The 24,484-nt window shown below is 74.0% G+C and carries 16 protein-coding genes and 2 tRNA genes; 8 read left to right on the top strand and 10 right to left on the bottom strand.

The genetic code is table 11. From position 1 onward, the window contains the following. Positions 1-403: 403 nt before the first annotated feature. Positions 404-937 carry a MarR family winged helix-turn-helix transcriptional regulator gene (locus tag ACZ4TG_RS04085; protein WP_468159787.1) on the bottom strand — a complete coding sequence of 178 codons (534 nt, stop codon included), beginning with the start codon at positions 935-937 and terminating at the stop codon, positions 404-406. A 123-nt stretch (positions 938-1,060) separates the two neighbouring features. On the opposite strand from ACZ4TG_RS04085, the gene ACZ4TG_RS04090 reads away from it, so the two are divergent. Then, the gene (locus tag ACZ4TG_RS04090; protein ID WP_468160409.1) at positions 1,061-2,341 is read left to right on the top strand and encodes an MFS transporter; all 1,281 of its coding nucleotides are present in this window, start codon (positions 1,061-1,063) and stop codon (positions 2,339-2,341) included. 87 nt (positions 2,342-2,428) lie between these two features. On the opposite strand, the gene ACZ4TG_RS04095 is transcribed toward ACZ4TG_RS04090, so the two are convergent. Together ACZ4TG_RS04095 and ACZ4TG_RS04100 are read right to left on the bottom strand one after the other, a co-directional pair. Beyond that, on the bottom strand, positions 2,429-4,171 hold the full coding sequence (locus tag ACZ4TG_RS04095; RefSeq protein ID WP_468160411.1) for an ATP-binding SpoIIE family protein phosphatase: 1,743 nt from the start codon (positions 4,169-4,171) through the stop codon (positions 2,429-2,431). A 156-nt stretch (positions 4,172-4,327) separates the two neighbouring features. Then, on the bottom strand, positions 4,328-5,758 hold the full coding sequence (locus tag ACZ4TG_RS04100; protein ID WP_468159788.1) for an NAD(P)/FAD-dependent oxidoreductase: 1,431 nt from the start codon (positions 5,756-5,758) through the stop codon (positions 4,328-4,330). Positions 5,759-6,088: 330 nt separating this feature from the next. Here ACZ4TG_RS04100 and ACZ4TG_RS04105 point away from each other — a divergent pair, with 330 nt between their 5' ends. Beyond that, positions 6,089-6,850: a TetR/AcrR family transcriptional regulator gene (locus ACZ4TG_RS04105; RefSeq protein WP_468159789.1), complete on the top strand. Its 762-nt coding sequence runs from the start codon at positions 6,089-6,091 to the stop codon at positions 6,848-6,850. Positions 6,851-7,416: 566 nt separating this feature from the next. On the opposite strand, the gene ACZ4TG_RS04110 is transcribed toward ACZ4TG_RS04105, so the two are convergent. Beyond that, on the bottom strand, positions 7,417-7,611 hold the full coding sequence (locus ACZ4TG_RS04110) for a hypothetical protein (RefSeq protein WP_468160460.1): 195 nt from the start codon (positions 7,609-7,611) through the stop codon (positions 7,417-7,419). Between ACZ4TG_RS04110 and ACZ4TG_RS04115 the strand changes: the two genes are divergently transcribed. Continuing rightward, the gene (locus tag ACZ4TG_RS04115) at positions 7,564-9,372 is read left to right on the top strand and encodes a sigma-70 family RNA polymerase sigma factor (RefSeq protein ID WP_468160413.1); all 1,809 of its coding nucleotides are present in this window, start codon (positions 7,564-7,566) and stop codon (positions 9,370-9,372) included. The genes ACZ4TG_RS04110 and ACZ4TG_RS04115 overlap by 48 nt on opposite strands. Here ACZ4TG_RS04115 and ACZ4TG_RS04120 read toward each other — a convergent pair. After that, on the bottom strand, positions 9,359-12,559 hold the full coding sequence (locus ACZ4TG_RS04120; protein WP_468159790.1) for an AfsR/SARP family transcriptional regulator: 3,201 nt from the start codon (positions 12,557-12,559) through the stop codon (positions 9,359-9,361). The genes ACZ4TG_RS04115 and ACZ4TG_RS04120 overlap by 14 nt on opposite strands. 120 nt (positions 12,560-12,679) lie before the next feature. Beyond that, positions 12,680-14,905: an asparagine synthase-related protein gene (locus ACZ4TG_RS04125; protein WP_468159791.1), complete on the bottom strand. Its 2,226-nt coding sequence runs from the start codon at positions 14,903-14,905 to the stop codon at positions 12,680-12,682. Between the two features lie 624 nt (positions 14,906-15,529). Here ACZ4TG_RS04125 and ACZ4TG_RS04130 point away from each other — a divergent pair. The 4 genes from ACZ4TG_RS04130 to ACZ4TG_RS04145 all read left to right on the top strand — a co-directional run bounded on the left by ACZ4TG_RS04130 (position 15,530) and on the right by ACZ4TG_RS04145 (position 20,855). Next, positions 15,530-17,194 (top strand): sporulation protein, encoded by a 1,665-nt coding sequence (locus tag ACZ4TG_RS04130; protein ID WP_468159792.1) that lies wholly within the window; start codon positions 15,530-15,532, stop codon positions 17,192-17,194. A gap of 19 nt (positions 17,195-17,213) precedes the next feature. Further along, the gene (gene lhgO, locus ACZ4TG_RS04135) at positions 17,214-18,446 is read left to right on the top strand and encodes an L-2-hydroxyglutarate oxidase (protein WP_468159793.1); all 1,233 of its coding nucleotides are present in this window, start codon (positions 17,214-17,216) and stop codon (positions 18,444-18,446) included. Between the two features lie 269 nt (positions 18,447-18,715). Continuing rightward, positions 18,716-19,507 (top strand): tRNA (guanosine(46)-N7)-methyltransferase TrmB, encoded by a 792-nt coding sequence (gene trmB / locus ACZ4TG_RS04140; RefSeq protein WP_468160415.1) that lies wholly within the window; start codon positions 18,716-18,718, stop codon positions 19,505-19,507. A gap of 43 nt (positions 19,508-19,550) precedes the next feature. Beyond that, complete coding sequence (locus ACZ4TG_RS04145; RefSeq protein ID WP_468159794.1) at positions 19,551-20,855, top strand: PrsW family intramembrane metalloprotease; 1,305 nt, start codon at positions 19,551-19,553, stop codon at positions 20,853-20,855. Positions 20,856-20,965: 110 nt separating this feature from the next. Here the strand turns inward: ACZ4TG_RS04145 and ACZ4TG_RS04150 are convergent, their stop codons facing one another. The 3 genes from ACZ4TG_RS04150 to ACZ4TG_RS04160 all read right to left on the bottom strand — a co-directional run bounded on the left by ACZ4TG_RS04150 (position 20,966) and on the right by ACZ4TG_RS04160 (position 23,775). After that, on the bottom strand, positions 20,966-22,024 hold the full coding sequence (locus ACZ4TG_RS04150) for a M23 family metallopeptidase (protein ID WP_468159795.1): 1,059 nt from the start codon (positions 22,022-22,024) through the stop codon (positions 20,966-20,968). Positions 22,025-22,318: 294 nt separating this feature from the next. Beyond that, positions 22,319-23,497, bottom strand: coding sequence for a PP2C family protein-serine/threonine phosphatase (locus ACZ4TG_RS04155; RefSeq protein ID WP_468159796.1), 1,179 nt, complete (start codon positions 23,495-23,497; stop codon positions 22,319-22,321). Positions 23,498-23,701: 204 nt separating this feature from the next. Continuing rightward, positions 23,702-23,775, bottom strand: a tRNA-Met gene (locus ACZ4TG_RS04160). 313 nt (positions 23,776-24,088) lie between these two features. Between ACZ4TG_RS04160 and ACZ4TG_RS04165 the strand changes: the two genes are divergently transcribed. Continuing rightward, positions 24,089-24,161, top strand: a tRNA-Lys gene (locus tag ACZ4TG_RS04165). A gap of 132 nt (positions 24,162-24,293) precedes the next feature. Here ACZ4TG_RS04165 and ACZ4TG_RS04170 read toward each other — a convergent pair. Next, on the bottom strand, positions 24,294-24,484 hold a 191-nt coding region (locus ACZ4TG_RS04170), incomplete at its 5' end, for a hypothetical protein (RefSeq protein ID WP_468159797.1).

Here is a 24,484-nt window from a genome sequence, read left to right on the forward strand (position 1 = left end):
ATCCACCGGAGTGGACGGGGTATCAACTTCTGGCGTTGATTTTTGGCACGCTGTTGAGTTCTCAAGGAACGGACGCTTCCTTTGTACTCACCCTCGTCGGGCTTTCCTCCGGGCGCTTCCTTCGTTCTTGTGTCTCCGACTCTATCAGACTCTTTCGGGCCTGACCCCCAGTCAGCGGGGTTTGCCTTCCGGGCTGTTGGGCCCTTCCGACTCCCAGAACTCTAGTGGATTTCCCAGGCGATTCATAATCGGCCTTCGGAAATGAATTCGGGCATGCCGAATTCGTTCCCGGTGGGAGATCGTGCTGAGTTGGGTGCCGCAACGAGGCGGCGGGAGTTGTTGCCCGCAAAACCAGTTGACTCTGGGACAACTCGAAGAACCTTACGGATCCGAGGGGGGTGTGTCAACCCCGGGCCTGGAGGTCCTCCACGCGGTCCAGCAGGCGGGTCAGCATGTCGCCCAGTACGCCGCGTTCGGCGGTGGAGAGGTCCTGGAGCAGGTCCTCCTCGAAGACCGTGGCCGCGCGCATGGCGTCGAGCCACTTGCTGCGGCCCTCGTCCGTGAGCTCCACGATCACGCGGACCCGGTTGGACTCGTCCCGCTCGCGGGTGACCAGTCCCTCCGCGGTCATGCGGTCGATCCGGTGCGTCATCGCCGCCGGCGTCAGGCCCAGCTGCTTCGCGAGTTCGCTCGGGCCCATCCGGTACGGGGCTCCGGAGATGACGAGGGCCTTGAGGACCTCCCACTCCGCGTTGCTGATGCCCAGGGCCGCGGTCTGGCGTCCGTACGCGACGTTCATCCGGCGGTTCAGCCGGCTCAGCGCCGAGACCACCTTCTCGACCTGGGGGTCGAGGTCCTGGAACTCGCGCTGATAGACGGCGATCTGCTCGTCGAGGCTCGGCTCGTGGACGGGCGTAGTGCCGTCGGTGTCACCCATGCGTCGAAGTATGGCACGAGCCCGTTGGCGTCTAACTCCTTCGATGTGTAGTCTTAAGCATCGAACTTTAGGTATGAAGTCTTCAGTCTTCAGTTATCAAGGCGGTGAGAAGTGACCAAGGTGATGGGCGCTGCGATGCGGCGGATCCAGGCCGGGAACGCGTTGACCGCGTTCGGCATCGGCTTCACGGTTCCGTTCCTCTACATCTACGTGGCGCAGGTGCGAGATCTGGGCTCCATGGCCGCCACGAGCGCGTTCGTGGCCTTCGCCCTGGGCGCTCTCGTCGCGCTGCCCTTCACCGGTCGCGTCATCGACCGACGGGGTCCGGTTCCCGTGGTCATGGGTGCGGCGGTCGCGGCGTCGGTGGGAGCGCTTTCGCTGGGGCTCTCGACCGGGATCGTGCCGATCCTGCTGTCCGCCCTGGCGCTCGGTGCCGGGCAGGCCGTGATGCAGCCGGCGCTGGCCACGATGATCGTGTGGTGTTCGACGCCGACCAGCCGGACCCGTGCGTTCGCCCTGCAATTCTTCATGCAGAACCTCGGGCTGGGCATCGGCGGCCTCATCGGCGGCCAGATCGTCGACGTGCAGCACCCGGGCAGCTTCACCCTGCTGTTCGGCATCGAGGCCGTGATGTTCCTGGTGCTGGCCGGGATCATCGCGACCGTGCGGCTGCCGCACGCGCCGAGCATCAAGGACGCCATGCCCAAGGACCCGTCCCAGCCGGGTGGCGGCCGGCAGCGGATGCTGCGGCACAAGGCGATGGTCAAGCTGCTGGTGCTGGGCTTCGTGATCTTCTTCGCCTGCTACGGACAGTTCGAGTCGGGTCTGGCGGCCTTCGGTACGGAAGCCGCCGGGATCTCCCCGTCCACGCTCGGGTTCGCGCTCGCCGCCAATACGGGTGCGATCGTCCTCGCGCAGTTCGTCGTACTGAAGCTGGTCGAGAAGCGCCGCCGGTCGCGGGTGATCGCGCTGGTCGGTCTGATCTGGACCGGTGCGTGGGTCATCGCCGGGTTCTCGGGGCTGGGGCACGGCAGCGCGATGGTGGCCGCCGCCGCGTTCGTGACCACGTACGCGCTCTTCGGGATCGGCGAGGCCATGCTGTCGCCGACGCTCGCCCCGCTGGTGGCGGACCTGGCTCCCGAGGGCTCGGTGGGCCAGTACAACTCCGCCTTCGCGCTGGTCAAGCAGATGGCGCTGGCGCTGGGGCCGCTGGGTGTGCCGCTGGGCGCGGGCGTGCCGATGCTCTACATCGGGGTCTTCGTCGCGGTCTCGCTCGGCATCGCCTGGCTGGCGCTGCGGCTCGGGAAGCAGCTGACGCCCGTGCAGGACAACCCTTCGCTGCTCAAGGGTGTGCCGGTGGTGCCGGTCTCCGTTGCGAAGGCCTCCGAGCCGGTGGCCGCGTAGGAGCGGCGTAGGACGTGTGTGAAGGAGCCCCCGGTCCGGTGGACCGGGGGCTCCTTCGTGTCTTCCTGGCCGTCCTGCTCGGTCTTCCTATTTGTCCGGCTGCTTGTCCGGCAGGGCGAACTCGCACCAGACGGCCTTGCCGCCGCCGGGGGTGCGGCGGGAGCCCCAGCTGGAGGCGATGGTCGCGATGATCGAGATGCCGCGGCCGGTCTCGTCGGCCGGTTCGGCGCGGCGGCGGCGCGGGAGGTGGTCGTCCCCGTCGGTGACCTCGATGATCAGGCGGCGGTCGGTGCGGCGCAGGCGGAGCCGCATGGGCGGGGTGCCGTGCTGCAGGGAGTTCGCGACGAGCTCGCTGGCCGCGAGGACGCCGAGGTCGCACAGTTCGACCGGGAAGCGCCAGGAGGCCAGGACGCCCTGGGCGAAGGCGCGGGCGCGCGGGGCCGCCTCGATGCCTCCGAGGAGTTCCAGGGCGGCGTTGTGGAAGAGCTCCGCGTCGGCTCCGGAGCGGGCGGGCTGCTGGAGGACCATCACGGCCACGTCGTCGTCGTGGTCGGCGTCGACTCCGAGGGCGCGCATCAGGCGGTCGCAGATGACGGCGGGTGTGCCCTGGGCGCCGGAGAGGGCGCGCTCCAGCGCGGCGACGCCTTCGTCGATGTCCTCGCCGCGGCGTTCGACCAGGCCGTCCGTATAGAGGACGGCGGTCGAGCCCGGGCCCAGCGCGATGGTGCCGGAGGTGTGCAGCCAGCCGCCGGTGCCCAGCGGTGGGCCGGTGGGGTCGGCGGCGCGGCGTACGGTGCCGTCCTCGTCGCGGACCAGGATCGGGAGGTGGCCGGCGGAGGCGTACGCGAGCAGGCCCTCGTTGGGGTCGTGGACGGCGTAGACGCAGGTGGCGATCTGGCTGGCGTCGATCTCGGCGGCGAGTCCGTCCAGGAGCTGGAGGACCTCGTGGGGCGGGAGGTCGAGGCGGGCGTAGGCGCGGACGGCGGTGCGCAGCTGGCCCATGACGGCGGCGGCGCGGACGCCGCGGCCCATGACGTCGCCGATGACGAGGGCGGTGCGGCCGGCGCCGAGGGTGATGACGTCGTACCAGTCGCCGCCGACGGCCGCCTCGGTGCCGCCGGGCTGGTAGGTGGCGGCGATGCGGAGGTCGTCGGGCTGCTCCAGCTCCTGCGGGAGGAGGGAGCGCTGGAGGGTCACGGCTGCCTCGCGCTGGCGGCGTTCGCTCGCGCGGAGCCGCTCCACGGCCTCGGCGTGGTCGGTGACGTCGGCGAGGTGGACCAGTACGCCGGTGTGGTGCGGGTCCGGTTCGCTCTCGGTGTCGGCCTTGGGGAAGTCGACCGGGGTGCAGGTCACGGTGTACGAGCTGCCGCCGCCGGGTGCGGTGCGGTTCTTGGCGGTACGGGGCTTGCCGCTGCGCTGGACCTGGTCGAGGAGCGGGAGCAGGCCGAGCTCGCCGAGTTCGGGGAGGGCCTCGTGGGCGGGGGCGCCCGTGGTGCGGGGGCCGAAGCCGGCGGTGTAGGCGTCGTTGACGTACGCGACGCGGTGCTCGGGGCCGTGGACGAGGGCCACGAGGGCCGGGAGCAGGCCGAGGACCTCGCGTACGGAGAGCTCGTCGAGTGAGGGCACGGCGGCGAGGGGGGCCGTGCCGGTTCCGGAGACGGTGGGGTCGGCGGGGGTGCCGTCCGGGGGTGTCGCGGAGTGGGCGGCCGCGCCGCGGGCTGCCGGGACCGAGCCTTCGCCCCGTTTGGCCTGGGCGGCGGCGTGTTCGGTCCGGGCGGCGGCGCGGCGCTGCGTTCCGGGAAACCGTGCGCTCCAGCGCGTGAAGTTCACTGCGTTCAAGCCTCGTGGTGTCGCAAGTGGTCGCTGTGTCTCCCCCAGCTACCGCTGGGCGGTGCCCCCCAGATCGATCGCCGGACGGTGTCACTCTGTGCAGGTGTGAGCCCACCTATGGTCACACGTCCAGTGTGACCGACCGCACTGACAACGTCAGCCCTGGCTGTCCTTCGGAGGGTTGGGGGCTGGGCGTGGCGGCGGCTCCTTCGGGCCGCCACCTGCGGCGAGTTCGAATTCTGCCCTGGGGTGTTCGAGGGAGCCTAGGGAGACGATCTCACGCTTGAAGAGCCCCGACAGGGTCCATTCGGCGAGCACGCGCATCTTGCGGTTGAAGGTGGGGACGCGGCTGAGGTGGTAGGCCCGGTGCATGAACCAGGCGGGGTAGCCCTTGAGCTTGCGGCCGTAGACGTGCGCGACGCCCTTGTGGAGGCCCAGGGAGGCGACGGATCCGGAGTACTTGTGGGCGTACTCGGTGAGCAGTCCGCCGCGCAGCGAGGAGACGAGGTTGTCGGCGAGCGCCTTGGCCTGGCGGAGGGCGTGCTGCGCGTTGGGGGCGCATTCGCGGCCGGGTTCCGGGGCGGTGATGTCGGGGACGGCCGCCGCGTCGCCGGCGGCCCAGGCGTGTTCGACGCCCTCGACGGTGAGGAACGAGGTGCAGGCGAGCCGGCCGCGTTCGTTCTTCGGGAGGTCGGAGGCGGCGAGCACCGGGTGGGGTTTGACGCCGGCGGTCCACACGACGGTGCGGGTGGGGAAGCGGGCGCCGTCGCTGAGGACGGCGACCCGGTTCTCGCAGGATTCGAGTCTGGTTTCCAGGCGTACGTCGATGTTGCGTCTGCGCAGTTCACGGACGGTGTAGACGCCCAATTCGGGGCCGACCTCGGGGAGGATGTGGTCGCTCGCCTCGACCAGTACCCATTTCATGTCCTCGGGCTTGATGTTGTGGTAGTACCGCGCCGCGTAGCGGGCCATGTCCTCCAGTTCGCCGAGGGCTTCGACTCCGGCGTATCCGCCGCCGACGAAGACGAAGGTGAGCGCGGCGTCCCGGATGGCGGGATCGCGGGTGGAGGAGGCGATGTCCATCTGTTCGATGACGTGATTGCGCAGGCCGATGGCTTCTTCGACGGTCTTGAATCCGATGGCGTAGTCGGCGAGTCCCGGGACGGGGAGCGTGCGCGAGATGGAGCCGGGGGCGAGGACGAGTTCGTCGTATTCGATCTCGGTGTCTCCGGTGCCCTCCTCGGCGGTGGCGAGGGTGGTGACGGTGACGGTCCGCTTCGCGTGGTCGATGCGCTTGGCCTCGCCGATGAGGATGCGGCACTTGCCGAGGACGCGGCGCAGGGGCACCACGACGTGGCGGGGGGAGATGGATCCCGCGGCCGCTTCGGGGAGGAAAGGCTGGTACGTCATGTAGGGCTCGGGAGTGACCACCGTGACCTCGGCCTCTCCCGATCTCAGCTTCCGCTGGAGCCGGAGCGCCGTGTACATGCCGACGTAGCCGCCGCCGACGACGAGGATGCGCGTTCGGGGCGGGGTACCGGGGGCCGTGCCCCGGGAGTTAGCAGCCTTCACCGTCCCATGACGCATCGTGGCCGGGAGTTTGTCCACAGGCCGCGCAAATTGTGTGACCGGAGGGGGTGGTGTGACGGGGTGGTCCGAGGGTCTGGATCTGACTAAAGGAGCCCAGGTCAGCAGGGGCGGAGGGGGTGATTCCGGAGGCTTGCGGCGGAAAAGTGGGGGTGAATGCTCCGATCGGGCGGTGCTCCGTCCCGGGCTGCCTCTTCTGAATTGACTCTGGCTCAACTATGTTCGTATCTCGTCGAGGAGTAGGACCAGGGCCCTCATGACCGTGGCCCCCCTCGACGCGAAGGCGGGGAGTGTCTCCGGGGGGAGACAAATGATTACCGGGGGAAACATATGCACATTTCCGATTTCCATGGCTCTGCGACCGCTCTGTCTGCCGACAGCGGCCGCGTGATGACAGGTGCCACCACGCACGGAGTGGGCCGTTCGACGCCGCTGCGCGTCGACGCCCAGCGCAATCTCGAACACGTGCTGCGTGCGGCTCGCGAGGTCTTCGGCGAGCTGGGCTACGGGGCTCCGATGGAGGACGTGGCGCGGCGCGCACGGGTCGGTGTCGGCACCGTGTACCGGCGCTTCCCGAGCAAGGACGTACTGGTCCGGCGTATAGCGGAGGAAGAGACGGCCCGGCTGACCGACCAGGCCAAGGCCGCGCTGGGCCAGGAGGAGGAGCCGTGGCAGGCCCTCTCGCGCTTCCTGCGCACCTCCGTGGCCTCCGGCGCGGGACGACTGCTGCCGCCGCAGGTGCTGCGGGTCGGCGGCCCGGACGGTGCGGACGGGGTCGAGGAGGCCGAGGAGGCCCGTGTCCCGCACCAGCGCCAGGCCGGCGCGCCGGAGCTGCGGGTCGTGGGCGCGCCGCGGACCTCCGCCGAGGAGCCGGCGGACGACTCCGGCGCGGGCGCGCTGCTGGAGGTGGTCGGCCGGCTGGTGGACCGCGCCCGGGAGGCGGGTGCGCTGCGCACCGACGTCACCGTGGCCGATGTACTGCTGGTGATAGCGACCGCCGCGCCCGCCCTGCCGGACCCGGCGCAGCAGGCCGCGGCTTCGGCCCGGCTGCTCGACATCCTGCTGGAGGGGCTGCGGTCGCGGACGGCCTGAACCGGGTGCGATGCCGGCGGGCCGGGTGAGAGCCGGGTGCGGCGGCGCCGGACGCGGTGCGAGCCGGGGTGTCGTGACGGCGGGTGGTGACACCCGGGTGTGGCGACGCCGGGCGTGGGTGCCGAGCCGCGTGGTGGCCAGTGTGTGGTCACCGCGCGGTGAGCGCCTGGGCTCGGCGAGCCGGGCCGCGTTGAGGGTCGGGGCTTGGTGAATCCGGGGCCTGGCGAAGGCCGAAGTCGGCTAGAGCCGGGGTCAGGTGAGCACTGCGCGGTGAGTACTGCGCGGTGAGAAGCCTGCGGTGAGCGCCGTGTGGTGCGTGCTGCTGCCTCGGGTGCTCCGGTCGTGGTTCCCGGCCCCTGTCGGGGTGGAGGTCAATCCGGCTCCTCGAACGGTCGCTCACTCGAACGGGTGAGGAACAGTACGGCGATTCGCCGGATTGTCCCCGGATGGGTGGATGGGCCGGAGACGGGTCCGGGCTGCCCGCGCCGTGTGCCACGCTGGATCGGTGTACCGGTTGAGTGTGTCGTGCGGGGGCTTCCGCGATGGGCGTTGACGGGCGGGACGGGTCACTCGGTGGCGCGGGCGGCGAGGTCGAGGCCGGCAGCCCGCCCGCCCGGCAGGTCCCGGCGCAGCGGGAACCGCATGGCCGGCACGCCGCACCGGGAGCCGGGAGCGGTGATCTGCCTCCGTCCGACGGTGACCTGATCGCCCGGATGCGCGGCGGGGACGACGGTGCGTACGAGGAGTTGTTCCGTCGGCACGCCGATTCCGTACGGCGCTACGCGCGCACCTGCTGCCGGGACGCGCACACCGCGGACGACCTGACCGCCGAGGTGTTCGCGCGGACCTTGCAGGCGGTACGGGGCGGGGCGGGGCCGGACCAGTCGGTGCGGGCCTATCTGCTGACCACCGTGCGGCGGGTCGCGGCCGCCTGGGCGAAGACCGCCAAGCGGGAGCACTTGGTCGAGGACTTCGCGCTGTTCGCGGAGCAGGCGGCCACGGGGGCGGAGAGCGGGGCCGGACTGTCCGGGCTCTCGGGGGACGACACCCTGGAGCTCGGTGCGGAGGTCCGGGCGATGCACGAGGCCGAGCAGTCGCTGGCCATGCAGGCCTTCCGCAGCCTGCCGGAGCGGTGGCAGGCCGTGCTGTGGCACACCACCGTCGAGGAGGCCTCTCCGAGTGCGATCGCCCCGCTGTTCGGGTTGAGCGCGAATGCGACCGCGGTGCTGGCCGGCCGGGCCCGGGAGGGACTCAAGCAGGCCTATCTGCAGGCGCACGTGAGCTCGGCGCTGGTCGAGGGCGGGGACTGCGCGCGGTACGCGGACCGGCTGGGCGCCTATGCGCGCGGTGGGCTGCGGATGCGGGCCGAGCGGGGGCTGCGCAAGCACCTGGAGGAGTGCGCCAAGTGCCGGCTGGCCGCCGGCGAGCTCAAGGACGTCAACGCGGGCATCCCCGCGCTGCTGCCGGTCGCGGTCATCGGGTGGTTCGCCGCCGGGTACGCGGCCAAGGCGGCCGGGGTGGTGGCCGGTGGGGCCGTTGCCGCCGGTGGTGCGGGGGCTGCGGCCGCCGCCGTGGGCGGGTCTTCGGCGGGAGCCGGGGCCGGTGCGGCGGGTGCGGCGGGGTCTGCCGGGGCTGCCGGCGCGGGGGCTTCCGGGGCGGCTGCGGCCGGCGGGGCCGGGTCCTCGGCCGGGGGCGCGGTGGTGTCCGAGGGGCTGGGGCTGCCCGCCAAGGCCGCCATCGCCGCCGGGATCGCGGTCGCGGCGGCCGCCGGGGTGGTGTTCGCCCTGGCCGGGGACGATCCCGAGCCGCAGGCCCGGGCGAAGCCGGCGCCGAGCATGGCCGCCCCGGCCGTGCCGGAAGCCGCCCCGCCCGCGCCGGAGCCGAGCCCGCCGGAGGAGACACCGGCTGCGCGGGTTCCCGTACCGCCGCGGCGGAGTGCCGCCCCGGCGCCCAAGACGCCGGTGGCGGCTCCGGGCCGGCCTCCTTCGGCCGCGCCTTCGGTGTCGAAGCCGGCTGCCGTGACCCCGGCGCCGCGGCCCGCTCCCACCCGGGCCAAGCCGACGCCTTCGCCCGCGCCCACGGCGCCGCAGGGGTTCCAGCTGGCTCGGCTCGGCCACTCCGCGTACGGGAAGCACACGGGCCCGGAGCTGGAGACCTGGCGCAGCAGCTGGGTGTGGCAGCGCTGGGGACTGGTGGTCGGGGGGCAGCGGTTCGGGCAGGGGATCACCGTCGACTCCCGTTCCTCGGTGGAGATCAGCCTCAACCGGCAGTGCACGCGCTTCTCGGCGCGGGCCGGGGTGGACGGGCTGGCGCTGCTGACCGACGGCCGGGTGCGGTTCTCGGTGTACGGCGACGGGCAGCGGCTGTGGCAGTCGGGTGCGCTCGGGTACGGCGACGGGCCGGCCCGCGTCGAGGTGTCCCTGGCCGGCCGCGAGAGCCTGCGGCTGGTGGTGGAACGGGCCGGGCAGGGCAGCCTGCCGACGCTGGCCGGCTGGGCCGACGCGGTGATCAGCTGCCGTTGAGCAGGGCCGCGACATCGGCCGGGGTGAGCCCGGCGCCCGCCGACTCCTCCCGGGAGTGGCGGGCGGCGCCCAGCAGGGCGCGGGTCCGGGCGGGGAACCCGTCCAGGGCCGCCGCCTCCGGGACCGAGCGGGGGTAGCCAGCCCGCCATGCGGTGGCGGCCGCGAGGACCCGTACGGCTTCCGCGGGGCGGTCCTCGGCGGCGAGCAGTACGGCCGCGGTCTCGGCGAGGGCGGCCAGGACCCGCTCCGCGCAGTGGGCGGAGACGGCTTCCGCGAAGGCCGGCCCGATCCCGGCCAGAGCGGATGCCGTGCCCTTCTCGCGGGCGGTGAGGACGGCGTCCACGTTGTCGAGTCCGGCGGTGAACTGCGGGGGCACGGTCATCGCCCGGCCCTCGGAGCGGGCCACCGCGTGTTCGGCGCGTGCCCGGTCGAAGTCACCCTCCTGGATGGCGATCAGCGAGGCGAGCAGCCGCGCGTAGGCCCGTACGTCGTACACCCCTCCGTACTTGGTGGACTCCAGGTCCGCCTCGGCCAGCAGCCGCCCCGCGCCCGCCATGTCCCCGGAGGAGTAGGCGGTCTCCGCGATCCGGGCGATCGCGAAGGGCGCCTCTATGTGCGCCCCGACCTCGTGGGCCAGGCGCAGGCACTCCTCGTACTCGGCGCGGGCCCAGTCGTAGTGGCCGCGGGAGAGGGCGACCTCGCCGGCGGCGCTGGACACCTGGGCGCGCGTCCAGCGGTCGCCGACGCGCCGCGCGATCTCGTGGAGTTCGGCGAGGTCGGCGTCGACGGTGTGCAGGCCGCCGGTGAGGTCGATGGCGACATGGGTGCGGAGCATGAGGATGACGCCGAGCTCCCAGTCGCCCCCGTAGCGGCGGCAGTTCTCCACGGCCTCGTCGAGGTCGCTGTGGAAGTCGAGGAGGTCCCCGGCGAGCATGGCGGTCATCGGCCACAGGATCCCGGGGAAGCGGGCGGTCTCCGGGGAGCCCTGGCGGAACACCTGCTTGATGCGCGCGGCGAGGGCCCGGTACTCGGGGGTGCGGAACTCCGCGGGCGCGTTGGATTCGGCGCGCAGGAACATGTGGAGCACCTGGAGGCGCAGGTAGGGCAGGAACCCGGGTGAGCCCTCGGACGGTTCGGCGGGTACGCCGGCGAGGACCCGGCTGGTCCACTCGGCGCCTTCCGTGCGGTAGTTGCGCAGCCACCAGAACCAGCCGAGGGCCATGACCAGGCGTTGGCCGGTCTCCGGATCGGCGCCGCGGACGGCCTGCTGGAGGGCCGCGCGGAAGTTGTCCAGCTCGGTCTCGATGCGCCGGATCCAGGGGAGCTGGGCGGCGGAGCGCAGCAGGGGTTCGGCCTCCTCGGCGAGGGCGAGGAAGTGCGCGGTGTGGCACAGGACGGTGGCCCGGGTGTCGGCCGGTTCGGCGGCGGCGCGGGCGGCGGCGTACTCGTGGATGGTTTCGAGCATCCGGTAGCGCATGCCGTCGGCGGAGGGCTCGGCCAGGACGAGGGACTTGTCGACGAGGGAACCGAGGGTGTCGGCCACGTCGAGGCCGGCTTGCGCGCACACGGTCTCGGCGGCGGGCAGGTCGCAGCCGCCGGAGAAGACGGACAGACGGCGAAGGACGACGCGTTCGGGTTCGCTGAGCAGGTCCCAGGACCAGTCGACGACGGCGCGCAGGGTCTGCTGGCGGGGCAGCAGCGTGCGCGCGCCCCCGGTCAGCAGGCGGAACCGGTCGTCGAGGCGGTCGGCGATCTGGCGGGGGGTCAGCAGCCGCAGCCGGGCGGCGGCCAGCTCGATGGCGAGCGGCAGCCCGTCCAGGCGGGCGCAGATCTCGGCGACGGCGTCCGGGTCTTCGTCGGGGGTGAAGCCGGGGCGGGCAGCGGCGGCGCGGTCTGCGAAGAGGCGGTGCGCGGGGTCGGGCGGCAGCGGCTCGACGGGGCGGAGGACTTCGCCGGGAACGCCGAGGGGTTCGCGGCTGGTGGCGAGGACCCGGATGCCGGGGCAGTGGGTGAGGAGGCGTTCCGCGAGCTCGGCGGCGGCGTCGATGACGTGCTCGCAGTTGTCGAGGACGAGGAGCAGGCGGCGGTGCGCGCAGTGGTCGAGGAGGACGGTCGTGGGGTCGTCGGGCGGGAGCTTGTCGCGGGCGACCAGGGTGTTCTCGCGCAGGCCGAGGGCGCTGAGGACGGCGCCGGGGACGGCGGCGGGGTGGTCGAGGCGGGCGAGTTCGACGAGCCAGCCCGGTTCGGGGTGGGCGGCGGCCGCGTGCTCGGCCAGGCGGGTCTTTCCGGAGCCGCCGGGGCCGGTGAGGGTGACGAGGCGGTGCTGGGCCAGGTCGGCGTGGAGGGAGGCGAGTTCGGGCTCGCGGCCGACGAAGGAGGTGAGGCGGGGGCGGAGGTTGCCGCCCGGGGCCGGGGCCGGGGCGGGGGCGGGGGCGGGGGCCGGCTGGAGCAGTTCCGTGTGGAGGGCGCGGAGGGCGGGGCCGGGGTCGGTGCCGAGGCCTTCGGCGAGGGTGCGGCGGGTGCGCTCGTACGCGGCGAGGGCGTCGGCGGGGCGGCCCGCGGCGCGCAGGGCGCGGATCTGGAGGGCGCGGAGGGGTTCGTCGTACGGGCGTTCGTGGATCAGCGCCTCCAGCTCGGGGAGCAGGGACGCCGGGTCCGGGGTGCCCGCCCGGACGTCGGCTTCGATCCGGTCGCGCAGGGCTGCCGTACGGAGCGCCTCGGGGCGGGCCGCGTGGGCGGCACGGGCCGGCTCGGGGAGGTCGGCGAGGGCGGGGCCGCGCCAGAGGGCGAGGGCGGAGCGGAGGGTTGCGGCGGCGGTGGCGGGATCCGCGGGGGCGGCGGCCAGCTCCTGGGCGCCCTGGCGGGCGAGCCGGGTGAAACGGTGCAGGTCGACGTCCTCCCGGGCGGCGGCCAGGCGGTAGCCGCCGGTGGGGTCGGCGAGGACGCGGTCGCGGGACCCGAGGGCGCGGCGGAGCCGGGAGACGAGGGCCTGGAGGGCGGCGGGGGCGTCCTGGGGCGGGTCGTCGCCCCAGACCTCGTCGACGAGGTCGGCAACGCTCGCGGCGGCCGGGGAGCCGGCGCGCAGGGCGAGCGCGGCGAGCAGGGCGCGGAGACGGACGCCGCCGATGGGGAGGGGGGCGTTGGTCTCGTCGCGTGCCTCTGTGGGGCCGAGGATGAGGTACTGCACCGGGCAACTATGCCTTTCCCCTGGCCGGGGTGGGTGGGGGTTTTAGGCCGTTGCCCTGGCCGGTGCCCTGGGGTCATGGGGGCACCCCGAACCCCGGAAACCGCCCGGGCAGGGCAACGGTCAGGAGAGGGCCGCCCGGTGGGGGATGCCCGTCGGGACCGCGCGGCGGCGGGGGGACGTGGTGCCCGTCCAGCAGGTGCCGCGCCGGGCGAGGAGGCGGCGGAGCCACAGTTCCATCGAGACGAGTTCCGCGAGCCCGTCGAGCGGGACGGGGCGGCCGTCCGCCGCGTCGAGCAGGGCCTGTCGGACGACCCGGGCCTCGATCAGGCCGGCGTCCGCCAGCAGGGGCGCGGAGAAGAGGGACTGCAGGCCGGGCAGGGCGGCGCGCAGGCCGAGCCGGGTCGCCGTCTCGTTGGGGGCGTGGGCGCCGGCGCCCCAGCCGGGCGGGAGTTCGCGTACGCCGGCCGAGGACAGGACGCTGCGCAGGATCGCCGCCCGGGCCCCGGGCTGTACGCGCAGGGACTCGGGCAGGGCGCGGGCGGCCCGTACGACCTGGTTGTCCAGGAACGGGGCGTGCAGGCGCTGGCTGCGGACCTCGACGGCCTGCTCGAAGACGCGGTGGTCGGCGGCGTGCCGGGCCAGGACGGCGCGGGCGCGGGCTTCGCCGGGGCGCAGGGACAGCGGCGGGCGGCCTGCGGCGGTGGCGAGCCTTATCGATACTTCCGCCAGGGCTTCGCCGGTCAGCCAGCCCGCCGCCGGGCCGGGCCGGGACCAGGTGAGGGCGGCGAGGGAGGCGTCGACCGGGGTGAGCGCACCGCCGGGGGCGGCTCCGTCGCGCAGGCGGGCGGCGGCGGCTTCCATGCCGGCGCGGTAGGGGGTGCGGGCGAGGCGGCGGGCTGCGGAGTAGACGGTGAGCGGGACCAGCAGGGAGTCGCCGGGGGCGGAGCGGGCCAGGGCCGCGACCGGGCGGATCAGGTGGCGTCTGCGGCGGTCCATCAGGAGGTCGGCCAGCCGGGCGGGGTGGGCGTCGAGGACCTGGCGGGCGCCGTGGCCGGTGAAGTGGTCGGCGGAGCCGGCTGCGAGTCTGCGGCGTTCGCGGGCGGCGAAGACGAGGGAGGGGCCGGGTTCGTCGGTGAGCGGTCCGTCGAGGTCGGCGTACGGGAGGGCTTCCTCGGCGGCGGCCACGACGACGTGGTGCAGGCGGGGGTCGGCCGCGATGGCGTGGGCGCGTTCGAGTTCGGCCTCGCGGCCCTGGGGGGTGGCGAGGTCGTTGAAGGTGACCGCCAGCAGCCTCTCCCCCGACCGGCCGAGGACGGTGCCGGGGGCCCCGGGCAGGCCGGCGGCGAGCAGGGCCAGGGTGGCGGAGGCGCTGCCGCCGGAGAGGTCGGCGCCGACCCCCGGTGCGGGGGCGCCGCGGGCCGCGCGCCGGTCGGCGGGGCCCATTCCGGGCACGGGTCCGGGGTCGGGCACCAGTGCGTCGGGAGCATGCCGGGGCGCCGTGAGCCGGGCGCGCACCGCGTCGACCAAAGCTTCCCGTACGCCCTCCACCGCGCGCTCCGGGTCGGCCTCGGGCGCGGCCACGGCGAGGGAGGCCACCGGTTCGTACCCGGTGATCTCCCGGGAGCCCTCGCGCAGGATCAGTGTGTGGCCGGGCGGGATGCGCCGTACGCCCACGTACGGTGTGCCGTCGCCCAGTGCCTCGGGGCTGTCGGGGCAGGCCAGCAGGGCGGCGAGGTGGCCGATGTCGAGCTGCGCCTCGATGAGGTCGGCGAGCGGGAGGGCGGCGGTGGCGTACGCGGTGCCGCCTGCCCAGGGGGTGTAGAAGACGGGCCGGGCGCCGGCGAGGTCGCCGAGGACGGTGATGCGGCGGCCGGCCTGGACGACGGCGGTGTAGCTGCCGGACCACTGGGTGAGGTGGCGCAGGGCTCCGCCGCGGGCGGCGTACAGGGCGCGGCGCAGTTCGGCGTCGGTGGCTCCGCAGCAGCCGAGGACGGCGAGCCGGGTGAAGGGGTCGGCGGGGTCCGCGGTGACGGTGCGGATGTCGTCGGGGCGCCAGTCGCCGACGGCCCAGAGGGGGTCGGGGTCGCCCCAGAGGAGTTGGGCGCCGACGGGGTGGACGGTGCGTTCGGCGTCCTGGGCCGCGGGGTCGTCGGGGTAGGCGGCGTCCGCGATGCCGCCGTGGAGGGGGTCCGCGTACGCGGCCGCGTATCCGGGGTCGGTCGCGCCGGATCCGTACGGGCTTCCGTACGGGGACCCGTTCGCGGAACCGGAAACGCCCTGGCCGGAGACCCGTCCGGCCGTGCCGAAGCTCGCGGCGATACTGCTCCACCCGACCAACCAGCGCACCGCCGCCGCCTCCCCAGCCTGTGGGCAAATGACCGGGGCACGTACAGGTCGGTCGGCGTGCGGGCGTGACCGTGCGGACCCCGGGTGGCTCGGGGTCCATGCTGCCACGAGACAGGCGTGCGAGAGTGGTTAAGGGGGGCGCACATGCAAACGAACACGCCCCCGCCACGCGGTATTTGGCGTTCCGTTCCCACCGCCCCATAGGTCGGTTTCAGCCATTCTTGGGCCGTACGGACTCCCCCCGCCGACCGGTCCCCGGGGCGCGGCCCGGGAGGCGGGATCCACCCCCCGGACCGTTCCGCCACCCGCGGGGATTGAGGCAGCGGCATCCCCCGGCCCACCGGATCCACGCAGCGGGCCGACCCACGCACCGCACATCGAATCGCCGCGTCCCGGGAGCGGCCAGAGCGCACGGCCGGGCGCACGGCCACACGGACGGAGCACGCGGTGACACGTGCGCCCCGGGTGTGGGCCCCTCCCCGACTGTGCATACGGACAACAATCCCGCCATACGGAAGGGGAGGCCTTAACGCTTGGGAGGCGGGGAACTACGCTGGGTTTACGAAATGCCGGGCGCCTATGCCCCGGCGGCGTCTGCGTTCCGCGTGTGACGAGGGGTGGCGCATGTCCAGGGAGCTCCGCGAGCCCAATGAGAAGCTCGGCGCCGTCCTCGCCCTCGCGGGCATCAGCAACGCCGGGCTGGCCCGGCGGGTGAACGACCTCGGCGCGCAGCGCGGCCTGACGCTTCGGTACGACAAGACGTCGGTGGCCCGGTGGGTGTCCAAGGGGATGGTCCCGCAGGGCGCGGCCCCGCATCTGATCGCCGCCGCCATCGGCGCGAAGCTGGGGCGGCCGGTCCCGCTGCACGAGATCGGCCTGGCGGACGCGGACCCCGCGCCGGAGGTGGGGCTGGCCTTCCCGCGCGACGTGGGGGCGGCGGTGCGGTCGGCCACCGATCTGTACCGGCTCGACCTCGCGGGGCGGCGGGGCGGTGGCGGGATCTGGCAGTCGCTGGCCGGCTCCTTTGCCGTGTCCGCGTACGCGACGCCCGCTTCGCGCTGGCTGATATCTCCGGCCGACAGTTCGGTGGCGCGGGAGCCGGGTGGCGGGGGCGGTGGCGGCTCCAGGGGCGGGCAGGTGCGGGAAGCCCCGGCCGACGCGGCGCCGGCCGACGCGGCAGGAGCCGCCGGGCCGGTGGCTCCCGGATCCGCGCAGGCGCAGGAGCAGGCTCCGGAGAAGACCCCCGAGGCGGCGCGCGGTGTGCTGGCCGCGCCGGGCGGGCGGGGTGCACGCCCCGCACACGCGGCGCACGCCCCGCGCGAACCGGGCGCCGCGGCGGGAGGGTCCGTACCGCTGTCGGAGGCGTCCCCGCAGCGCGTGGGCCACAGCGACGTGACGAAGCTGCGCGAGGCGGCCGAGGACGCGCGCCGCTGGGACTCCAAGTACGGCGGGGGCGACTGGCGTTCCTCGATGGTGCCGGAGTGCCTGCGGGTGGACGCGGCGCCGCTGCTGCTCGGCTCCTACACCGACGAGGTGGGGCGGGCGCTGTTCGGGGCGACCGCCGAACTGACCCGGCTCGCCGGGTGGATGGCCTTCGACACCGGTCAGCAGGAGGCGGCCCAGCGGTACTACATCCAGGCGCTGCGCCTGGCCCGCGCGGCCGCCGACGTGCCGCTCGGCGGGTACGTGCTGGCCTCGATGTCCCTCCAGGCGACCTACCGCGACTTCCCGGACGAGGGCGTGGACCTGGCCCAGGCGGCGGTCGAGCGCAACCGCGGCCTCGCGACCGCCCGCACGATGAGCTTCTTCCGCCTCGTCGAGGCCCGGGCGCACGCGAAGGCGGGTGACCCGGTGGCCGCGGGGGCGGCGCTGCGGGCGGCGGAGGGCTGGCTGGAGCGGGCCCGGGACGGCGACGCGGATCCGACCTGGCTGGGTTTCTACTCGTACGACCGTTTCGCGGCGGATGCGGCGGAATGCTACCGGGACCTCAAACTGCCCCGGCAGGTACGGCGTTTCACCGAGCAGGCGCTGTCCCGGCCGACGGAGGAGTTCGTACGCTCGCACGGCTTACGCCTGGTGGTGAGCGCGGTCGCCGAGCTGGAGTCCGGCAACCTCGACGCGGCCTGCGCGGCGGGCACCCGGGCGGTGGAGGTCGCGGGGCGGATCTCCTCGGCGCGGACGAACGAGTACGTACGGGACCTGCTCCACCGGCTGGAACCGTACGGGGACGAACCGCGCGTCGTGGAGCTGCGCGAGCGGGCCCGGCCGCTGCTGGTGGCCCCCGCGTAGCCACGTTGTCGGTGGCGGGGTGCAGTATGCAGGGGTGGGAGGTGTCAGCGTGGGCGGCGGCGTGGACTGCGATGTGCTGGTGATCGGCGGCGGGATCGTCGGCCTGTCGACGGCGCACGCCTTGGCGCGGCTGGCCCCGGGGACCCGGGTGGTCGTCCTGGAGAAGGAGCCCGGCCCGGCCCGGCACCAGACGGGCCGCAACAGCGGGGTGATCCACAGCGGGATCTACTACCGGCCCGGATCACTGAAGGCGCGGTTCGCCGTCAGCGGGGCCGCCGAGATGGTCAAGTTCTGCGCGGAGCACGGCATCACGCACGAGGTGACCGGGAAGCTGATCGTCGCCACGGAGCGGGCCGAGCTGCCGCGGCTGCACGCGCTGGTCCAGCGCGGCCGGGAGAACGGCATCCCCGTGCGGGAGCTGGGTCCGGCGCAGATCTCGGAGTACGAGCCGGAGGTGCGCGGGCTGGCCGCGATCCATGTCGGCACCACCGGGATCGTGGACTACGGGCAGGTCGCGGAGCAGCTGGCGGAGTCCTCGGGCGCGGAGGTCGTCTACGGCGGGGCGGTGGACCTGGTCTCCCGTCGCCCGGCCGGGGTCGCGGTGCGCACGTCGGCGGGTGTCGTGGTGCGGGCGCGGGTGCTGGTGAACTGCGCGGGCCTGCAGTGCGACCGGATCGCGCGGCTGGCCGGGGACGACCCGGGGATGCGGATCATCCCGTTCCGGGGGGAGTACTACGACCTGGCGCGGCCGTCGCTGGTCCGGGGGCTGGTCTACCCGGTGCCCGACCCGGCGTTCCCCTTCCTCGGGGTGCATCTGACCCGCGGGGTGGGGGGCGGGGTCCATGTCGGGCCGAACGCGGTGCCGGCGCTGGCGCGGGAGGGGTACGGCTGGGGCGTGGTCCGGCCGCGGGACCTCGCGGACGAGCTCGCCTGGCCGGGATCCTGGCGGATGGCCGCCCGGCACTGGCGGTACGGGGCCGGGGAGATCCACCGCTCGCTGTCGAAGCGGGCCTTCACCGAGGCCGTACGCCGCCTCCTGCCGGAGGTTTCCTCGGCGGACCTGGTCCCGGCCGCGGCGGGGGTGCGGGCGCAGGCGGTCCTGCGGGACGGGACGCTCGTGGACGACTTCCTGATCCGCGAGGCGCCGCGCACGGTGCACGTGCTGAACGCCCCGTCGCCGGCGGCGACCGCGTCGCTGCCGATCGGCCGCGAGGTCGCCCGCCGAGCCCTCACCGCGCTCCGCACGGCCTGACCCCGGGGCGGACCGAAGCGGGCGCCCCCGGGGCGGGCCCCGCCCCGGCCGGCCCTTCCGGTCGGCCCCCACCCCGCCGAGCCCGCCGAGCCCGCCGAGCGGAACCCCGCCCCGCCGAGCCCGCCGAGCGGAGCCCCGCCCTGGTCGACCCCCGCCGAGCCCCGCCCCGGCCGACCCCGCCGGGCCCCGCCCCGCTCGGCCCCGCGCCCCGGGAGCGATCCGCGCGCGGGACCCCCTGGCCGTAGAATCGGCGCATTGTGTCTGAGTCCCTGAATCCCCAGTCGCCGAGCGCCCCCGAGGGCGGCTCTTCGTACACGCCGCCCAAGTGGCGCACCGAGCCCCGCTTCCCCGACGGGCCCGCGCCCGACCCGGCCGGCTCGCACCACGAGCGCCGGATCCGCAGCTTCCAGCCGCGCCGCAGCCGGGTGACCACCGGGCAGGGCGAAGCCCTGAAGCGGCTCTGGGGCACCTGGGGGCTGGACATCGACGGGCACGAGGTCATCGACCTCAAGTCGATGTTCGACGGGCTGCCCGTCGTCCTGGAGATCGGCTTCGGGATGGGCGAGGCCACCGCGCAGATGGCCGCCGCCGACCCGGACACCGGAATCCTCGCGGCCGACGTGCACACCCCGGGCCAGGGGAACCTCCTCGCGCTCGCGGAGCGCGAGGGCCTGACAAACGTCCGCGTGGCCAACGGCGACGCGATCATCCTGCTCCGCGAGATGCTGCCGGCCGACTCCCTGGACGGGCTGCGCGTCTACTTCCCCGACCCGTGGCCCAAGGCCCGCCACCACAAGCGCCGTCTGATCCAGCCCGAGTTCCTGGACCTGGCCGCGACCCGGCTGGCGCCCGGCGCGGTGCTGCACTGCGCGACCGACTGGGAGCCGTACGCCGAGCAGATGCTGGAAGTGCTCAGCGCGCACCCGCGGTTCGAGAACACCCAGCCGGACGGCGGCTACGCGCCCCGCCCCGTTTTCCGTCCCCTCACGCGCTTCGAGGGCCAGGGGCTCGACAAGGGGCACGTCGTACACGACTTGCTCTTCCGTCGCGTGGAGAACTGACAACGTCACTCCGGGTGTCAGACCCGCTCGCTAGGGTGATGACGTGTACCGAGCGCTCGCAGGTGTGCTCGCACGTCCGTCGGGCCGGGTCCGTGCGTACGTGCTCGTCGTCCTGCTCGCCGTGCCCGGCATCGCGATCCTGGAGCTCGTGCGGGAGCAGACCGGCACGCCCGGCTTCTTCGTCGGGCTCGGGCTGGCCCTGCTGCCGGTACCGCCGCTCATGGCGGCGTTCCGGTGGCTGGCCCGGGCCGCGCCCGGGCCCTGGCGGCAGTCGCTGTTCTGCTTCGGCTGGGGAGCCTGTACCGCGGCACTGATGGCGATACTGGCCAACAACTTCGCCACCCAGTGGATAGCCGCGGCCACCGCCGACCCGTCCGACGCCGATCAGCTCGGGTCGGTGGCGATCGCGCCGGTGGTCGAGGAGAGCGCCAAGGCGGCGGCCCTGCTGCTGGTGTTCGCGTTCCGTAGACGTCGTTTCGCCGGGCCCGCCGACGGTTACGTGCTGGCCGGGTTCACCGCCACGGGCTTCGCCTTCACGGAGAACATCCTCTACCTGGGCAATGCCTTCGACGACGATCTGTCCGGGGACACCGGTGTGCTCGACTCCGTCACCGCGGCGACCTTCTTCGTGCGGATAGTGCTGTCGCCCTTCGCGCATCCGCTGTTCACGGTCCTCACCGGCCTCGGCTTCGGCGCGGCCGTGCTCAGCGCCCGCCGGCCGGCGCGGATCGGCCTGCCGCTGCTCGGGCTGGGCTCCGCCATGGGCATGCACGCCCTGTGGAACAGCTCCTCGCAGTTCGGTCCGTACGGGTTCTACGTGGTCTACGGCTGCGTGATGGTCCCGGCGTTCGCGCTGCTGCTGTGGGTGGCGGTGCGGATGCGGCGCCGCCTGCTGCGGGCCGTCGCCGCCGAGCTGGCGGTGTACGCCTCCGCGGGCTGGCTCCGCCCGGCGGAGGTGCCGGCCCTGGCTTCGATGCCGGCCCGGTCACTGGCCCGCGCCCTGGCCCGGCACACCGGCGGCCGCGCGGCCGGCCGGGCCGTCGCGCGGTACCAGGCGGATGCCGCCGCCCTCGCCCTGCTGCGCCACCGCGCCCGCCGCGGCGGCCCGGTCCGGGAGCCGGATTTTGCCGAGCGGGAGCGGGAGTTGCTCCAGGGTCTCTGGCTGCGCCGGGCCACGGCGGCGCCCGCCCTGGCACGGGCGGCGGTCATGGAGGAGCTGCTCCCGCCCTGGTTCGACCCCATCCCGGCCGCGGGCGCGGCCGCGCTGGCCGCCGTACCGGCACCGAGACGGGCGGACGCGAGGCTGCCGGTCGGCAGGCGCCCGGCCGCGGAACCGGCCCGGCGCTAAGGGCCGGCGGCCGGGGCCCGGTCGACTTCCGCCGCGTCGGCCTGGGCCCCGGCGACTTGAGCCCCGGCGGCCGGGGCCCCGTCGGCCCGGGCCGGTGAAGTGCCCCTGCGTCAGACGTTGAGCCCCTTGGCCGTCAGCCACGCCAGGGGGTCCACCGTCGAGCCGCCCTTGCGCACTTCGAGGTGGAGGTGGGCCCCGGTGACGTTGCCGGTGGCGCCGACCCGGCCGATGGTGTCTCCCGCTCCGACCGAGCCGGAGGTCACCGCCATCGAGGACAGGTGGCAGTACCAGATCTCGGTGCCGTCATCGAGCTGGAGCACGATCCGGTAGCCGTAGGCCCCGGACCAGCCGGCCGAGGTGATCTTCCCGCTGCCCACGGCCTTGACCGGGGTACCGGTCGGGGCGGCGAAGTCGAGGCCGGTGTGGTGGCCCGAGGACCACATGGAGCCGGAGTCGCCGTAGTGCGAGGTGAGCGTGTAGGCGGAGGTCGGGAGCGAGTAGCCGCCGGACTGCTTCTCGGTCCGCGCCTCCTCGGTCCGCGCTGCCTCCGCCTTGGCGGCGGCAGCCTTCTCGGCGGCTTCCTTCTCCGCTGCCACGCGGGCCTGTTCGGCCTTCTCCGCCTGCTCGGCGGCGGCCTTCTCGGCCGCCGCCCGCTTGGTCCGGGCCTCCTGGGCGGCGGCTTCCTGCGCCGCCCGCTCGGCGTCCGCCCGGGCCTGGGAGTCGGCGGCGTGCTGCTGGGACTCGGCCTGCTGGAGGATGCGGTTGCGCAGGACCTCCCCGGCGTCGGCATGCCCCTGGGACCGCACCTGCCCGTCGGCCTGCTGCGGGATGATCCCGGTCCGCGTCCCCGAACCGGTCTCGGCCGCGGCCGTCTCGTCCGTGCCGCCGGACGCGTGGTCGTCGCCCATCAGGTCCGGGAACGACGGCATGGATATGGCGACTTGGGGCCGGTCCTGCGCGGTGGCGATACCGCCCGCGCCGACCGCCGCGATGACGCCGACACCGAGCACGGTCGAACTGCGGGCGAGGCCTCCGCGCGGCTTGAGCACCCGGTGCTTGCCGCGGACGGGCCGCGCCGAGTCCTCGGTCGGGTTCCACTCGCCCCAGGCGCCCGCGGTGGGCTGCTCCTGGATGTCGATGCCTTCAGGGGCAGGCGAGTTGGAGGCCACGGGGGCACACTCCTCAGAAAAAGGGGGAACGCATACGGCGCCGTCTCTTGCGACGGCTGGGACGACCGCGCTGCGTTATCGAACGGTAATAGACGCGGGGGAGTGATTCCAAGCTGTTGCGATTGATCGTTCATACCAATCAGCCACTCCCCGAACAGCTTTGGCCTGGACATTCAACCTGACAGTGATCAACTCGGGCAAATTTCGACCCGGACCCACACCACATCAGCCACAGTGTCCAAGTGACGAACCGTCACTCACCCTCACCGTCCGCTCCGCTTGCACTACACACCGTCACTCGAAGTCGTCGCGGGGGACGACCGGGACCGTCCGGCGGCGCTCCGGCTGCCCCTCGGCCGGCCGGCTCACCGCCAGCAGCGCCATGTCGTCCGTCGCCCCGCCGCCCGTGTGCCGGCGCACATCGCTGCTGAGCGCGTCGAGCAGTTCTTCCGGCCCCGGGAAGACGCGCCCGCGCAGCCGCGCCGCCGGATCGTAGAACTCCCCCGCCGCGTCCCGCGCCTCCGTCAGCCCGTCCGTGTACAGGAGCAGCGTGCTGCCCTGCGGGAACGCCCACTCCCCCGCCCGGTCCGGCCAGCGCGCCCCCAGATCGCCCATGCCCAGCGGCAGTGCGGGCTCGGCCGGTTCGAGCACGGCCAGCCCCCCGTCCGAGTGCAGCAGCAGCGGCTCGGGATGCCCCCGGTTCACCAGCCGGAGCACCTGGGATCCGTCCGGGATCTCGCCGAGCACGCACGTCGTGAACCCCTCCACCGAGTCCAGGCTGTCGCGGCGCGTGCCCTCCCGGGCCAGGGCGCGCTCCAGCCGCTGTGCGAGCGCCTCCAGCGTCGGCTCGTAGTCCGCGGCCTCCCGGAAGGCGCCCAGCACCACCGCGACGGCCTCCACCGCGCCCAGCCCCTTGCCGCGTACGTCGCCCACCACCAGCCGCACTCCGTACGGGGTCTGCTGGACCGCGTACAGGTCCCCGCCGATGAACGCGTCCGCGTGGGCGGCCTCGTACGAGGCGGCGACGGACAGGCCCCCGATCCGCTCGGCGGGCGTCGGCAGCACGGCGCGCTGGGCGGCCTCGGAGATCCCGCGCGCCGACGCGAGCTGCTCGCCGCTGCGCCGTACGACGCGGTTGGTGAGGAGCGCCAGCGCGGAGACGGTGACCACGGTCGCCAGCTCGGTCAGCGACTCGGCCTTCAGGCTGGTGCCGTTGTAGAGGTGCAGCGCCACCACCGCGAGCGTGGCACCGAGGCCCGTCAGGAGCGTCGCCCGGGCCGAGTAGAGCGGGGCGGCGATCAGCGGGGCGGCGGAGAAGAAGGGCGAGCCGGTGAAGCTCGGCGGGGTCAGCAGGTCGAAGACGAAGCCGAGCACGATCAGCACCATCGGCAGCGCGCGGACCACCCGCCGGGCCAGACCCTGGCCGGCTCCGGTCGCGCCTCCGTCGTTGCCCTGCCGGCCCAGCCCCACCACGCTGTCTCCTGCCGCCCGGTCCCTCGCACGGGTGCGGGCCCGCTGCCGCCGCGCCCCTCAAGGCTCGCGGCAGGAGCGCCCCGCGGCGAATCGGCCGGGGCCGTACGAGTGACGCCCGGCGGACCGGCAGGCGGGGACGGCGGGCGGAGTACGGGAAACGACAGAGGCCCGGTTCCCCAAGGGGAACCGGGCCTCTGTACTGAGTAGCGGGGGCAGGATTTGAACCTACGACCTCTGGGTTATGAGCCCAGCGAGCTACCGAGCTGCTCCACCCCGCGTCGGTAAACCCAACTCTACGTCATTCGGGGGACGGCCCCCGCCAATTAACCTTCCGGCCACCCCGCAGGACCACATAACCCCAGGTCAGAGCCGTAAGAATGGATCTGGAAGGCTGCCGGGGCCGCCCTTGGGACCCCAGCGGCCCGGTGTCGGGACCGGAAGCCAACCGGCCTCCGGAATGCCGCACTTGCGGCCTCCTCCCCCGAACGGGGGCACCGACCACCCGTGGCGGGAAACCGCCGGAGCCACTCCGGTCGATACCCGATCGGCCTTGCGCCCCTCTGCGGCTATGCTCTGGGGTGAGCACGCCGAGGGCCATTAGCTCAATTGGCAGAGCAGCGGACTTTTAATCCGTTGGTTGTCGGTTCGAGTCCGACATGGCCTACTGCTCGACGAAGCGCCCCGTCCGGTTTTCGCCGGACGGGGCGCTTCGTCGTTCCCGCTCCGGGAACGGGCTCGGCCCCCACCGCACCGGAGTGCCGTGGGGGCCGAGTCGCTGTCAGATGGCGCTCAGGCGTCAGCCGTTGCGCTTCCAGCGCGGCTTGTCGTCACGACGGCCGCCGAAGGAGCCGGTGGAACCGGAACCGGACGGACGGTGGTCGTCACGACGGCCGTACGGGCGGTCGCCGGCGCCGCCGGAGCGGAAGCCGCCGGACGGACGGTCGCTGCCGCCGGAGCGGAAGCCACCCGAGGGACGGTCGTCGCGGT

It is taken from the genome of Streptomyces sp. NPDC028314, from assembly GCF_055565795.1.